We start from the raw sequence: 12,528 nt of genomic DNA on the forward strand, positions 1-12,528 counted from the left end.
AGGCGCCGGCGAGCGGACGGATCAGGCCCGCGCCTTTTGCGGAGCCGGGGCTTCCGACAGGGTCTCGGCGCCGAGAAGGGCCCTCACCTTCTCCACCACGTCGCGCATCTCGCGCCGCTCGGCCGGAGTGGCCGCGCGCGGGTCGTACACGCTGCGCTCCGTCGTCTTCGCCGGCGCGAGTTCGCGCCAGGTCGCGGAGAAGAAGCGATCGGCGAGGCGCTCATTGCCCTCCGCGTAGCGGGCCCGGATCGCGTCGGCCGTCGCGGCGTCGAACCCGACATAGGGTCGCGCGGCCCAGTCCAGCCCCTCATAGGCCGATCGAAAGGCGCGCTCGGCGCTCGCATGATGGGGCAGGCGCACCGGCGCTACGGGCGAGCGCGCCATGATCCGCTGGGCGGCGAAGACCGTCTTGGCGCCTGGGTTCGGATTGGCGTGGCGGATGACGGGAACGTCCTCCGGCCGCGGCAGGCCGATGCGGGCGAGGAAGTCGCGCTCCAGGCCCGCCTCGATCGCGCGCTCGAAGGAGACGACCTGCAGCGTCATGCGCGGCTCGTCCAGATAGGGCTTCAGATAGGCCCAGGGGTCGACCAGCCCGCGGCGGGCGGCGGACTCGACGAAGCCCCGCAAGCCGATCGACGCCTCAAGGCGCTTCTGGATCTGGGCGTACCAGGAGTTGAGCCAGGCCGGCTGGTCGCGGACATAGGCGAGCGCCTCGACGCGGTAGCCGTGACGTTCCGCGAGATCGACCACCCGCCCGAGCGCGCGCGGCGCGCGGAAGGCGCCGGCGAACAGTTCGGTCGACAGCACCACGGGGCCGTCATGCCGGGCGAGAAGTTCCGCGATGGACCGCCACGGCCCGTCCGAGCCGAGCGGGGCGGCGCTGGACGCGCCGAGACTGGCGAGGGGGGAGTGGTTCCGAAGAATGATTCCGTCGGCGCGGGGCGTGACGGGGTAGACGTACCCCTCTTTCGCGAGCCGGGCGGCGTTGCGGCGCAGGCAGGCCTGGATCGAGGTCGTGCCGGTCTTGTGCGGGCCGACATGGAGATAGAGGACGCGAGCGCGCGACCGGCCGGTCAGCCGCCGGATGAGGCCCTGGATCATGGCGCCGCGCGCCCGGGTGGCCGCCGGGCGACGACCGTCATGCCGCCGCCCATCTCGGCCTGGAACGGATCCTGCCGGTCCGGCGCCCACATCGCGTTGGCGCGGCGCCGGCCGCGGCCGGGGGAGCGGTAGAAGCGCTCGACGATCGTCAGGCCCGCTCGCCGCACCGCCTGCTCGAGGCCGGGCGGAGAGAAGAAAATCGTGTGGGGCTCGTGGCGGTAGGCCAGCCGGAGCGCGGAGAGCGCGCCCTGGGGAACCTCGACATAGAGCAGGCCGTCCGGCTTCAAGGCGGCTTTCATCGCGCGCAGCGTCGCCATGAGGTCTTCGGCGCAGAGATGTTCGAGCGCATGGGACGCCATGATCAGGTCGAGCGAGCTGGGCTCGACGGCGTCGAGCGTCGTGACCCGCGCGCCGATGGCGTCGAGATGCGGGCGCGAGGCGGCGTCCGGCTCGACGGCGAGCTTTACGGTCGGGTCGAGCGCCCGGAGGAAGTAGCCGGGGCCGGAGCCGTAATCGAGTACGGCGTCGAAGGCCCCGCCGAGCCGCCGCAGCGCCGCAATCTGCTGGTCGACGCGCGCGAGGTGGCGGGCGATCGCGGGCGACGCCGCCCGCGTCGCGGGATCGGCGTAGGCCTCCGGCGACAGCGCCCGATCCCGCTTGATCTCGGCGGCGTAGGCGGCGGCGTAGTAATCCGCGATCAGCGCCCGTGCGTTCGGAACGAAGCCCGAGCCGCAGGACTCGCACCACCAGACGATGCGGCCGCGGAACCGGCCGTCAAGCGCGGGATAGACGGAGAGCCGGCCCGCCGACCGATCGCCGCAGAGCGGGCAGACCTCGACGCGCAGATCGGCCGCGGGGATGAAGTCGACGTCCTGGGCGGCCGGCAGATCGCGCTTCGCCTGCGCCGGTCGGCGACCGAGGCCTGCGAGCCGGCCGAGGGATTTCAGCGAGAACGTCATTTCGCCCTCCCCGATCGCCTCTCGGTCCGCGGGCCCTCCGCTTTCAACCGCCCCGCTTGAGGCGGCGGGCGGCGAGCGTCCTCAGCCGCAGGGCGTTGAGCTTGATGAAGCCCGCAGCGTCGCGATGGTCGTAGGCGACGGCGCCTTCCTCGAAGGTCACCAGATCCTGGTCGTAGAGCGAGTTCGGGCTGGACCGGCCCTGCACGATGACGTTGCCCTTGTAGAGCTTGAGCCGCACCACGCCGGAGACCTCGGTCTGGGAATGATCGATCGCCGCCTGCAGCATCTCGCGCTCCGGCGAGAACCAGAAGCCGTTGTAAATGAGCTCCGCGTAGCGCGGCATCAGCTCGTCCTTGAGATGCGCCGCGCCGCGGTCGAGCGTGATGGACTCGATCGCGCGGTGGGCCGCGAGCAGGATCGTGCCGCCCGGCGTCTCGTAGACGCCGCGCGACTTCATGCCGACGAAGCGGTTCTCGACCAGGTCGAGCCGGCCGATCCCGTTCGCCTTGCCGAGTTCGTTGAGGCGCGTGAGGATCTCGGCGGGCGACAGCGCCTCGCCGTCGATCGCGACGGGGTCGCCTTTTTCGAAGGCGATCTGCATCAGCGTCGGCTGGTCCGGCGCGTCCTCCGGGGAGATCGTCCGCATGTGGACGTCCTCCGGCGCCGCGAGCTCCGGATCTTCCAGCACCTTCCCCTCGGAGGAGGAGTGCAGCAGGTTGGCGTCGACCGAGAACGGCGCCTCGCCGCGCTTGTCCTTGGCGATCGGGATCTGGTGCGCTTCCGCGAACTCGATCAGCCTCGTGCGGGACGTCAGATCCCATTCGCGCCACGGCGCGATGACGGTGACGTCGGGCTCCAGCGCGTAATAGGCGAGCTCGAAGCGGACCTGGTCGTTGCCCTTGCCGGTCGCGCCATGGCAGACGGCGTCGGCGCCGGTCGCCCTGAGAATCTCGATCTGGCGCTTGGCGATCAGCGGCCGGGCGATCGAGGTGCCGAGCAGATACTGGCCCTCATAGACCGTGTTCGCCCGGAACATCGGGAAAACGTAGTCCCGGACGAACTCCTCGCGCAGGTCGTCGACGAAGATGTTGTCCGGCTTGACGCCCAGCAGCTCCGCCTTCTTGCGCGCGGGCTCCAGCTCCTCGCCCTGCCCGAGGTCAGCGGTGAAGGTGACGACCTCGCACTGGTAGGTCGTCTGCAGCCATTTCAGGATCACGGAGGTGTCGAGGCCGCCGGAATAGGCGAGGACGACCTTCTTCACGCTCTTGGGCTCAGGCATCGGGGTGTCCAGAAAATCACGGGGAGGGCGATGGCGGCGCACTCTAGTCGGCGCGACGCGCGGCGCAAGCCGGCCGACCGCCTCACGCCCCCTCGTCGCCCGGACGATAGGTCCCGAAGCACCAGATGACGCCGCCGGGATCGCGGGCGGAGTACTGCCGCGAGCCGAAGTCGGTGTCGTTGATCTCCTCGACGATTTCCGCGCCCGCGGCCTTCGCCCGCTCGTAATGGGCCTCGATGTCGTCGACCACGACATAGAGGCCGAACGGCGCGTCGGCCCAAGGGTCTTCGGTGGAAGGCTCGCGCAGCGAGCCGAGCATCACGCCGCCGGCGCCGATCGACATCTCGGCATGGGCGATCCCGCCGTCCGGCGCCGGCACGACCAGCCCGCGGGTCAGGCCGAACGCCTTTTCGAGCCACTCGATCGCGGCCGGGGCGTCGGCGTATTTGAACGCCGGGAACACGTTCGGCGCTCGGGTCTCGGGATCGCTCATGGCTGGGCTCCGCGCGGCCTCGCAGGCCGGGCGAGACGTTAGCGCCAGCGTCAGCCGCCGAACAGCTTCTTCAGGAAGCCGAGAGGTTCGCGCAAGGGACCGCCGTCGCCGCGGGGCGCGCGTTCGCGCACGATGCGGCCCTCGGGCGGGTAGTCCTCGGGCGCGGGCTGGCCGCCGCCGCCCGGGCCGGTCTGGTAGACGTCGCCGGGTTCCTGATAGCCCGCGACCTGCGGCGCCCAGTCGCCCGGCAGCTCCGCCACCTGCGCGTTCTCATGCGCGCGCGTCATGAAGCGGCTCCACACCTCGACGGGCAGGCCGCCGCCCGAGGCGTGCTTGGTCGGGGAGTTGTCGTCGTTGCCGAACCACACGGCCGTCACCATCCGCGAGGTGTAGCCGATGAACCAGGCGTCGCGGAAATCCTGGCTGGTCCCGGTCTTGCCGGCGGCCGGCCAGCCCGCGAGCTTCGCCGAACGGGCCGTGCCGGTGCGCAGGGTCTCGCCCAGCATCGCGTTCATCATGCCGACGCGCTCGAGGTCGACCACTTCCTTCGGCGGCTCCGGCTTGCGCCGGAACAGCGTCTCGCCGTCCGCCGTCTTCACCGACGTGACGACATAGGGCTTCGCCTCCATGCCGCCATTCGCGAACGGCGCGTAGGCGGCTGCGAGTTCGAGCGGCGTGACCTCCGAGGTGCCGAGCGAGATCGACGCGTTCGGCGCCATCGGCGAGGTGATTCCGAGCCGGGCCGCCGTGTGGGCGACGTTCTCCGGCCCGACCTCCATGCCGAGCCGGACCGCGACCGTGTTGATCGAGCGCGACAGCGCGCTGGTCAGCGTCATCGGGCCCGCGTAGCGGCGGGTGTAGTTTTCCGGGCTCCAGCCTTTGAGCTTGACCGGCGCGTCGACCTGCACGGTGGACGGCGTCATGCCGAGCTCAAGCGCCGTCAGATAGACGAAGGGCTTGAAGGCCGAGCCGGGCTGGCGCTTCGCGGTCACGGCCCGATTGAACTGGCTCTGCGCGTAGGAGCGGCCGCCGACCAGCGCCCGCACCGCGCCGTCGGGCTCGAGGGCGACGAGCACGCCCTGGCTGACCCCGAGCTTCGCGCCGCGCTTGGAGATCGCCTCCGAGAGGTCCTTCTCCGCCTCGGCCTCGAGCGCCGGATCGATCGTGGTCTCGACGACCAGGTCCTCGTCGTACAGGCCGATCAGCCCGTCGAGCTGCTCCATCACCCAGTCGGCGACGTAGCCGACGGCGCCCTCGGGCTTCGGGGCCGGCGACGGCGGCGAGACCTTGAAGGCGCGGTTGGCCTGGTCGCGGGTGAGGTAGCCCTCCTCCGCCATCGCCTGCAGCACGACGTCGGCGCGCGCCCGCGCGGCGTCCGGATCGTTCGACGGCGACAGCCGCGACGGGGCCTTGACGAGGCCCGCGAGCGTCGCGGCCTCCGAGACGTTCACCTGACGGATGGACTTGCCGAAATAGCGTTGCGACGCCGCCTCGACGCCATAGGCGCCCGCGCCGAAATAGACGCGGTTGAGGTACAGTTCGAGGATCTTCTGCTTGCCGAACTTGCGTTCGAGCCAGAAGGCGAGCACGGCTTCCTGCACCTTGCGCTCGAGCGAGCGCGCCGGCGTCAGGAACAGGTTCTTGGCGAGCTGCTGGGTGAGCGTCGAGCCGCCCTGCGCGACGCCGCCGCGCTCGATGTTGGCCTTGACCGCGCGGGCGAGGCCGAACACGTCGACGCCCCAATGGTCGTAGAAGCGCCGGTCCTCGATCGCGATGAACGCCTGCGGGACGAATTTCGGCATCTCCGACAGCGGCACGGAGGCGCCGCCGGTTTCGCCGCGATTGGCGATCGGCTTGCCGTCCAGTCCGGCGATGACGACGTTTGGCGGCCGTTTCGGGATCTCGAGATCCTGGATCGGCGGCAGCCTCGACGCGTAATAGGCGACGATCCCGCCGCCGGCCGCCGCGCCGAAGATTCCAAGCACGAAGACCAGCGCGACGAGCCGGCCGAGCAGGCTGCGCCGCGGCTTCCGGCGTCCGCCGGACCCGCCCCCGGATCCGCCGCGCTTGCGGGCGGGGCGGCTACGACCCATGACCCAGGCCCAGTAGGACAGCTTTTCGCGGTCGCCGGCCGGCGCCGCGCGGTCGCTCGGGCCGCCGAAATTCGGTTCGCGCCGGCCGTCCGCCCTGAGGTCGTCCTCCGGCGGATCGAAGCGTTCTCCGTTCGACGCCTTGCCGCGACGGAAGAAGCCGCCGGCCGGCCGATCCTCCGGCGTCAGCCGAAGATCGGTCGCCGGCCCCGAGCTCGCGTCGAAGCGCGGCTCGCGCCGTTCGTCCCGCTCGGAACGCCGTCCGATCGCCATCGATCCGAAACCTCGTCACGCACGCTTGCGGCCGCCTCGCGGATCGACCGTCCCCTACCACCCCGGGTGGACTTTGATTGCGGCAGGTTTAAGGGGCGTTACGGTCGCGGCAGGTTCGCAGGACCGCGGGACCGCAACCGCGTCGCCTCGTCCGCGCTCACCCTTTTGTGCAGATGGACGAAGAAGGCCGTGGCGAACAGCGGGGTCAGGAGGTTCGCGAAGGGCACCACCGCCAGCCCCGCCACCACGAGCCCTCCTAAGAAGACTTTAAGCCTGTTGCGCCGTCGCAACGCCGTCACGTCGGCTTCGGACCGGAAGCGCAGCGCGGCCATCGAGAAATACTCCCGGCTGAGCAGATAGCCGTTCACGCCGAGCCAAGCCGCCAGATTGATCCCGGGCAGGAACAGCAAAGGCAGCATCAGCAGGTTGAGGCCGAGCACGACGAGCGCGAAGCGCAGCGACAGCCACAGGCTGCGGGCGAGCGGCAGGGGCGCTCCGGCCGGCTCGCCGGGATAGTGCGTGCGCTCGACAATCTCGGCGACGTCGTCCAGGAACAGGCCGGCGACCGCGGCCGTCACCGGCGCGATCAGGAACAGCAGCCCGAACGCGACGCCGAAGCCCGCCACGATGTGGGCGATCTGGTTGAGCGTGGCGTTCTGCAGCGTCAGCAGCCGGTCCGCGGCGAAATCGAGCGCGAACCACGCCGCGATCAGCGTCGCGACCGTGATCGCGAGCGACTTCAGGAGCACCGCCCGGAAGGGCGGCGACAGCGTCTGCCGCGCCGCCTTGAGGACTGCGTCGATCATGGGCTGCGCTCAGGCCACGACGGCGGCTTCGACCGGCGGCGCGCCGGCGGCGTCGACCGCGCGTTCGCCCTTGGGCCGGCCCAGCAGCGCGTCGGTCGTCATGCGGCGCACGGTCCGCTCGACCTCGGCGGCGAGCCGCTTCCGGTCGGTGGCCGCGTCGGCCAGGATCGGATCGCCGAAGGTGACGGTCGCGTCGATCGCGCCGTCCCGCAGGATCGACCAGAGGTGGTTCAGGAAGGTCATGTCGCCGTACCAGGCGACGAAAGGGCGGCCGAGCCGCCCGAGCGGCAGGCCGTTGCGGTGCGTGTAGGCGACCGATACAGGCTGCACCGCCACCGTCTCGCCGCCGCCGTTCGCGAGCGCCGCGCGCGCCGCGCCGAGCAGCGAGGTGCGGAAGGCGAGCACCCGGTTGCCGTCGCTCGACGTGCCTTCGGCGAACAGGATGACGGGCACGCCGGACACCATCCGGTCCGCCATCTCGCGGTTGACCGACGCCGTCGCCGAACGGCGCGCGCGGTCGACGAAGATCGTGCGCTGCAGACGCGCCAACGTGCCGAACACCGGCCAGTCAGCGATCTCCGACTTCGCGACGAACGACATCCTCGACACCGACCCCAGGACGGGAATGTCGAGCCAGGACGAGTGATTCGAGGCGATCAGCAGAGGCCTCAGCCGGGAGGGTTCGCCGATCATCCGAACGCGAACCCCGACGACCTTCATTGCGAGGCGGTGAAAGATCAGGGGGATGGTCTGCGCGAGCGGCGACCCGAGCCGGATCAGGAGCAGTTGCGCCGGGCCGAGGACGACGACGACGGGGATCAGCACGAGGGCCGAGACGACGGCCCGGATGCGGCGGCGGACCATGGCCGTCAGCTCTCGTCGTCGAGCGGCACGGCGTAGAGCTCGAGCCGATGGTCGACGAGCCGATAGCCGAGCCGCTTCGCGATCGCCGCCTGCAGCGCCTCGATCTCCTCGTCGCGGAACTCGACGATCTTGCCCGAGCGCAGATCGATCAGATGGTCGTGGTGCTCATCCGGCGCCGGCTCGTAGCGGGATCGGCCGTCGCGGATGTCGAGCCGGGCGATGATGCCGGCGTCCTCGAACAGCTTGACCGTGCGGTAGACGGTGGAGATCGAAATCCGCGGATCGATGGCGGCTGAGCGGCGGTAGAGCTCCTCGACGTCCGGATGGTCGACGGCGTCCTCGACGACGCGCGCGATCACGCGGCGCTGCTCCGTCATGCGCATGCCCTTCAGGGCGCACAGGATTTCGATCGATTCAGGTTTCGGCGTGGACACGTCGGCGTCAGTCCCGTGGTCTCGCGGCCGATGGCGCGGCGCGGCGCGCTCTGAGGGTCGCTTATAGGATCGGCGGCAAGACTCGTAAACCGCGGCCGCTTCCGGCGCCCGTCACGGCAGTTCGAGGGCGAGCACGGCGGCCGCGCCGCGCGTTCCGTCCGCGCGGGCGTAGTAGGCCGGGCGGCGCCCGACCTTCTCGAAGCCGAAGCGTTCGTAGAGGCTGAGCGCCGGCGTGTTGTCCTCGTCGACCTCGAGCACGACCCGGCGCACGCCGTGGCCCGCGAGCCGGCCGAGATGACGGCCGAGCAGCGCCTGTCCGCCGCCCGTGCCGCGCCGCGCCTCGGCGACCGCGATCGACAGCACTTCGGCCTCGTCCTCCGCGACCCGCGACAGCGCGAAGCCCTGCGGCCGCGACCGGCCTTCGCGGCGGAGAACGCAGGCGATCACGGCGCGGTCGGCCACCAGCTGGTCGATCTCCTGCGCGCTCCAGCCGCGCGCGAAGGCCGAGCCGTGGATCGCGACGAGATCCTCGATGTCGTCCGCCCTCGCGGGTTCGACCGCCCAGGCCATCCGCCGGTCGAGATAGGCGTCCCAGAACCACAGCCAGAACATGAGGCCTCTTCGTCGCGCCGGCCGAAACGTCGCCGCGGCTGTCGCGGCGCGCCGGGGCCGGAGGATTGCAGGAAATCTCATCCGTCACCGCAATGCGGCTTTCGCCCTACCGGCGCGCGATGCGCCCGCCCGTCTGGGGGTGCGCGTCGGCGGCCTTGAGGTAGAGCGGGCGCGGCGGGGCCGCCGAAGGGTCGGCTGCCGCGCCGAGCCGCGCCACCCAGACGATGTCCGGCGCGTGGTGCGGAGCATCGGCCTTCACGATCGAAGGATCGTCCGCTTCCGCGAGCACGAGGTCGGCGCCGGAGCCGACGATGAGGACCGGCCCGCCCCCCATCGCGCGCGCGGCGTCCCGCGCCTCGATCAGCCGGGCGGAGACCAGATCCCGCCCGTCGCCTGCGAAGCACTGGAAGAAGGCGCGGCCGTGCCGCGCGTCGATCGCGGCGGCGACCGGAACCGAGCCGTCGCCGGCGTCGAGGATCGGCGCCGCGAGCGCGACAAGGGTCGAGACGCCGGCGACCGGCAGGCCGGCGCCGAGGCCGAGCGCGCGCGCCGCGGCGAGCCCGACCCGGAGCCCGGTGAAACTGCCCGGCCCGACCGTGACGGCGAGGCGCTCGATCCGCGCGAGGCCGCCCGCGGCGTCGAGCGCGCGCGCCACTTCCGGCATCAGCGCCTCGGCGTGGCCGCGCGCCATCTCGATCGAGACCGCGTAAAGCGCCGCGCCCTCGTCGTCGGTGTCGACGACGGCGACCGAGCAGCCGCCGAGGGCGGTGTCGATGGCGAGAACGCGCATGCCGCTTGAGTAGCAGACAAGGGCGCCGCCGCGCCACGCGACGGTCGACCCCCGTCAGCCGTCAGGCGGGAAAACGCCGGCGCGCGCGGACAGGCTCAGGCGATGCGGCAGAACTCGTCGAAGTCCGGCCGCGGCAGCCGCTCGAACAGCTTCTGGCCGTCGCCATAGCCGAGGTTCAGGAGGAAGTTCGTCTTGAACTGGCCGTCGGGGAAGAACGCCGCGTCGACCTTGGCCTTGTCGAAGCCCGACATCGCGCCCGTGTCGAGGCCCAGGGCGCGCGCCGCCAGGATCAGATAGGCCCCCATGAGGGTGCCGTTGCGGAAAGCCGTCTCCGCGATCGCCGCGTCATTGCCCGCAAACCAGCTCTTGGCGTCGGCATGCGGGAAGAAGCGCGGCAGATTCTCGTGCCAGGCGAGGTCATGGGCGATGATGACGGTGACCGGCGCCTTCATGGTCTTCTCGGCGTTGTTCGCCGAGAGCGCGGGCTTCAGCTTCGCCTTGGCCTCATGCGACGTCACGAACACGAAACGTCCGGGCAGGCCGTTCGCGCTCGTCGGCCCCATCTTCACAAGTTCGAACAGCGCGCGCAGCGTCGTCTCCGAGACGGGCTCGTCGCGGAACGAATTGTGCGTCCGCGCCGTGCGGAACAGCGTGTCGAGCGCGGCGTCGTCGAGCGGAGCGCGGTGAGGTCCGGGCAAGGTCACATCCTGTGCTGGTGGTCTTGGCGTCAGCGTTCGGGGGCGGCGACGCCGCTAGATCGTGTCGACCGTGCCGCCGTCGACGCGCAGCGCCGCGCCGGTGGTGGCGGACGCCTCCTTCGAGCAGACATAGACCACCATATTGGCGACCTCGTCGACCGTCGCGGCGCGCTGGATGATCGACGACGGCCGATGCGCCTTGACGAACGCGGCGCCCACCTCCTCGAGGCTCTGGCCGGTCTTGGCGACCTCGTCCTTCAGCATCTCGGCGACGCCCTCCGACAAGGTCGGCCCGGGCAGGACGGAATTCACGGTCACGCCGGTGCCGGCCATCCGCTTGGCCAGGCCGCGGGCGACCGCGAGCTGGGCGGTCTTCGAGAAACCGTACTGGATCATCTCGACGGGGATGTTGATCGCGCTCTCCGAGGAGATGAACACGATGCGGCCCCAGCCGCGCTCCGCCATGCCCTGCGCATAGGCGCGCGAGAGGCGGACGCCGGACATGACGTTGATTTCGAAGACCCGGCTCCACTCCTCGTCCGGGATGTCGAAGAAGTCCATCGGTTTGAAGACGCCGACATTGTTCACGAGAATGTCGGGCTGAGGCACGGCGGCGACCAGCGCGGCCGCGCCCTCGCTCGCGCCGAGATCGGCGGCGACGCCCTTGACGGTCGCCCCCGGCGCGGCCTCTCGGATCGCCGCGACCGCCGCGTCGACGGCGTCCTGCTTGCGTCCGTTGACGACGACCGACGCGCCGGCCTTGGCGAGGCCGATCGCGATGGCGTGCCCGATGCCGATGGTGGAGCCCGTGACGATTGCGGTCTTGCCGGTGAGATCGATGTTCATGGCGTCTGGCGCTCCTCGCGGCCGTTCAAGACCGCCGGAAGATCGTACGCGCGCCGCCGGATTTCCAGCGCCGTCGCCTTGCAGGGCCGCAAGGCCGCGCGGCGCTCAGCGGGCCGACCCCTCCGTCGTCCTCCGGCTTGACCGGAGGATCCATGGCCGGCGTCGAGCACGACGCCCGGCGTGGATGGTCCGGTCGAGCCGGACCATGACGAGCTTCACTATGGGGGCGCGCCAGCCGTCGTCTCGAAGAACGGAGGCTGGCGCCCGATGAGGCGGCTCAGGCCGCAGCCATGGCTTCAGCCGCTTCCAGCGCCTTCACCTCGGCGTCCGAGAAGATGCGCGAGCGGATGTGGAAGCGCACCTCGCGGCCGTTCTCGAGGCTGAACATGCCGCCGCGGCCGGGCACGACGTCGAGCGTGAGATGGGTGTGGCGCCAGTACTCGAACTGCGACGGGCTCATGTAGAACGGCACGCCGCCGACCTCGCCGAGCTTCACGTCGTCGTCGCCGACCATGTACTCGCCGCGGCCGTAGCACATCGGCGAGGAGCCGTCGCAGCAGCCGCCGGACTGGTGGAACAGGATCTCGCCGTGCTCCTCCTGCAGCGTCTTGATCAGGTCGAGCGCCTTCTGCGTGGCGACGACGCGGAGCGGAACGTTTGACGTCATGGGTTCAATCCTCCGCCTCGGAAGGTGGCGCGCCCCGGCTGCGTTGGAAAGCCCTGCGCAGGTCTACCTCCCGACGCTCTTGGCGCGCGCCCGGCCTTGGATCATGATCCTCGAAACGGCGTGGAGGCAACGGCATGCGCGGCGCGATCTCAGGCCTTCTGCTCGTCGCCGCCGTCACGGCGCAGCCCGCGGCGGCGCTGCCGAGCCAGTACTACCAGCGCAGCGTCTACAAGGCCTGCAGCGGGGGGCTCGTCTGCGAGGCGGCGTTCCCGCGGGTCGGCGCCGACCGGACGCTGACCGTCAACCACGCCTCGTGCCGGGTGTACCTTTCGTCCCGCACCGCCACCGTGAGCCACGTTCAGCTTCAGTCGGACAAGAACGACGGGATCTTCTTTCTCGGCCTCACCCCGATCAGCAACCCGAACGGCCGGACGTTCACCGCCCAGCTCGGCTCCGGCCCGGTCGCGATCTCCGCTCTGGGCCGGCCGAGGATCGTGCTTTACGCGTCGAACGGTTCGTCCGGGACGGTCAGCATCGAATGCGGGATCGCCGGCCGGCTGTCGCCGGTCCAGCCGACCGTCGCGCCCGCGGCTCAAGCGGCCGAAGAGCCTTAGGT

The 12,528-nt window shown here is 70.9% G+C and carries 14 protein-coding genes; 1 reads left to right on the top strand and 13 read right to left on the bottom strand.

Annotated elements, in window-relative coordinates; genetic code table 11:
- Positions 1-21: 21 nt before the first annotated feature.
- The 13 genes from ACO2RJ_RS10695 to ACO2RJ_RS10755 form a co-directional block, all read right to left on the bottom strand.
- Complete coding sequence (locus tag ACO2RJ_RS10695; protein ID WP_423267989.1) at positions 22-1,101, bottom strand: hypothetical protein; 1,080 nt, start codon at positions 1,099-1,101, stop codon at positions 22-24.
- Positions 1,098-2,060 (bottom strand): class I SAM-dependent methyltransferase, encoded by a 963-nt coding sequence (locus ACO2RJ_RS10700; RefSeq protein ID WP_423267991.1) that lies wholly within the window; start codon positions 2,058-2,060, stop codon positions 1,098-1,100. Before ACO2RJ_RS10700 ends, ACO2RJ_RS10695 begins: the two co-directional genes overlap by 4 nt.
- 43 nt (positions 2,061-2,103) lie before the next feature.
- Positions 2,104-3,339, bottom strand: a complete 1,236-nt coding sequence (locus ACO2RJ_RS10705) for an argininosuccinate synthase (protein WP_423267992.1) — start codon at positions 3,337-3,339, stop codon at positions 2,104-2,106.
- An 82-nt stretch (positions 3,340-3,421) separates the two neighbouring features.
- A complete protein-coding gene (locus ACO2RJ_RS10710) occupies positions 3,422-3,832 on the bottom strand; it encodes a VOC family protein (protein WP_423267994.1) in 411 nt (136 codons plus the stop codon).
- A gap of 50 nt (positions 3,833-3,882) precedes the next feature.
- Complete coding sequence (locus ACO2RJ_RS10715) at positions 3,883-6,195, bottom strand: transglycosylase domain-containing protein (protein ID WP_423267995.1); 2,313 nt, start codon at positions 6,193-6,195, stop codon at positions 3,883-3,885.
- Between the two features lie 98 nt (positions 6,196-6,293).
- On the bottom strand, positions 6,294-7,001 hold the full coding sequence (locus tag ACO2RJ_RS10720; RefSeq protein ID WP_423267996.1) for a sulfate transporter family protein: 708 nt from the start codon (positions 6,999-7,001) through the stop codon (positions 6,294-6,296).
- Positions 7,002-7,010: 9 nt separating this feature from the next.
- Positions 7,011-7,865, bottom strand: coding sequence for a lysophospholipid acyltransferase family protein (locus tag ACO2RJ_RS10725; protein ID WP_423267997.1), 855 nt, complete (start codon positions 7,863-7,865; stop codon positions 7,011-7,013).
- A 5-nt stretch (positions 7,866-7,870) separates the two neighbouring features.
- On the bottom strand, positions 7,871-8,248 hold the full coding sequence (locus tag ACO2RJ_RS10730) for a Fur family transcriptional regulator (protein ID WP_423268957.1): 378 nt from the start codon (positions 8,246-8,248) through the stop codon (positions 7,871-7,873).
- 162 nt (positions 8,249-8,410) lie between these two features.
- The gene (locus ACO2RJ_RS10735; protein WP_423267998.1) at positions 8,411-8,911 is read right to left on the bottom strand and encodes a GNAT family N-acetyltransferase; all 501 of its coding nucleotides are present in this window, start codon (positions 8,909-8,911) and stop codon (positions 8,411-8,413) included.
- Between the two features lie 106 nt (positions 8,912-9,017).
- Positions 9,018-9,701: a tRNA (adenosine(37)-N6)-threonylcarbamoyltransferase complex dimerization subunit type 1 TsaB gene (tsaB, locus tag ACO2RJ_RS10740; protein ID WP_423267999.1), complete on the bottom strand. Its 684-nt coding sequence runs from the start codon at positions 9,699-9,701 to the stop codon at positions 9,018-9,020.
- 95 nt (positions 9,702-9,796) lie between these two features.
- Positions 9,797-10,399 (bottom strand): malonic semialdehyde reductase, encoded by a 603-nt coding sequence (locus ACO2RJ_RS10745; protein WP_423268000.1) that lies wholly within the window; start codon positions 10,397-10,399, stop codon positions 9,797-9,799.
- A gap of 54 nt (positions 10,400-10,453) precedes the next feature.
- On the bottom strand, positions 10,454-11,245 hold the full coding sequence (locus ACO2RJ_RS10750) for an SDR family NAD(P)-dependent oxidoreductase (protein ID WP_423268001.1): 792 nt from the start codon (positions 11,243-11,245) through the stop codon (positions 10,454-10,456).
- Positions 11,246-11,522: 277 nt separating this feature from the next.
- Positions 11,523-11,912, bottom strand: a complete 390-nt coding sequence (locus ACO2RJ_RS10755; protein WP_423268002.1) for a DUF779 domain-containing protein — start codon at positions 11,910-11,912, stop codon at positions 11,523-11,525.
- Between the two features lie 134 nt (positions 11,913-12,046).
- On the opposite strand from ACO2RJ_RS10755, the gene ACO2RJ_RS10760 reads away from it, so the two are divergent.
- Entirely contained in the window at positions 12,047-12,526 is a 480-nt protein-coding gene (locus tag ACO2RJ_RS10760) for a hypothetical protein (protein ID WP_423268004.1), read from the top strand.
- Positions 12,527-12,528 lie beyond the last annotated feature (2 nt).

Origin of the sequence: Hansschlegelia sp. KR7-227 (genome assembly GCF_049446035.1) — a bacterium.
Taxonomy (GTDB): domain Bacteria; phylum Pseudomonadota; class Alphaproteobacteria; order Rhizobiales; family Methylopilaceae; genus Methylopila.

What these genes read in the sequence shown, in the direction of transcription:
- ACO2RJ_RS10695 (WP_423267989.1), bottom strand. Translation starts at nt 1,101, where the DNA reads ATGATCCAGGGCCTCATCCGGCGGCTGACCGGCCGGTCGCGCGCTCGC.
- ACO2RJ_RS10700 (WP_423267991.1), bottom strand. Translation starts at nt 2,060, where the DNA reads ATGACGTTCTCGCTGAAATCCCTCGGCCGGCTCGCAGGCCTCGGTCGC.
- ACO2RJ_RS10705 (WP_423267992.1), bottom strand. Translation starts at nt 3,339, where the DNA reads ATGCCTGAGCCCAAGAGCGTGAAGAAGGTCGTCCTCGCCTATTCCGGC.
- ACO2RJ_RS10710 (WP_423267994.1), bottom strand. Translation starts at nt 3,832, where the DNA reads ATGAGCGATCCCGAGACCCGAGCGCCGAACGTGTTCCCGGCGTTCAAA.
- ACO2RJ_RS10715 (WP_423267995.1), bottom strand. Translation starts at nt 6,195, where the DNA reads ATGGCGATCGGACGGCGTTCCGAGCGGGACGAACGGCGCGAGCCGCGC.
- ACO2RJ_RS10720 (WP_423267996.1), bottom strand. Translation starts at nt 7,001, where the DNA reads ATGATCGACGCAGTCCTCAAGGCGGCGCGGCAGACGCTGTCGCCGCCC.
- ACO2RJ_RS10725 (WP_423267997.1), bottom strand. Translation starts at nt 7,865, where the DNA reads ATGGTCCGCCGCCGCATCCGGGCCGTCGTCTCGGCCCTCGTGCTGATC.
- ACO2RJ_RS10730 (WP_423268957.1), bottom strand. Translation starts at nt 8,248, where the DNA reads ATGCGCATGACGGAGCAGCGCCGCGTGATCGCGCGCGTCGTCGAGGAC.
- ACO2RJ_RS10735 (WP_423267998.1), bottom strand. Translation starts at nt 8,911, where the DNA reads ATGTTCTGGCTGTGGTTCTGGGACGCCTATCTCGACCGGCGGATGGCC.
- tsaB (WP_423267999.1), bottom strand. Translation starts at nt 9,701, where the DNA reads ATGCGCGTTCTCGCCATCGACACCGCCCTCGGCGGCTGCTCGGTCGCC.
- ACO2RJ_RS10750 (WP_423268001.1), bottom strand. Translation starts at nt 11,245, where the DNA reads ATGAACATCGATCTCACCGGCAAGACCGCAATCGTCACGGGCTCCACC.
- ACO2RJ_RS10755 (WP_423268002.1), bottom strand. Translation starts at nt 11,912, where the DNA reads ATGACGTCAAACGTTCCGCTCCGCGTCGTCGCCACGCAGAAGGCGCTC.
- ACO2RJ_RS10760 (WP_423268004.1), top strand. Translation starts at nt 12,047, where the DNA reads ATGCGCGGCGCGATCTCAGGCCTTCTGCTCGTCGCCGCCGTCACGGCG.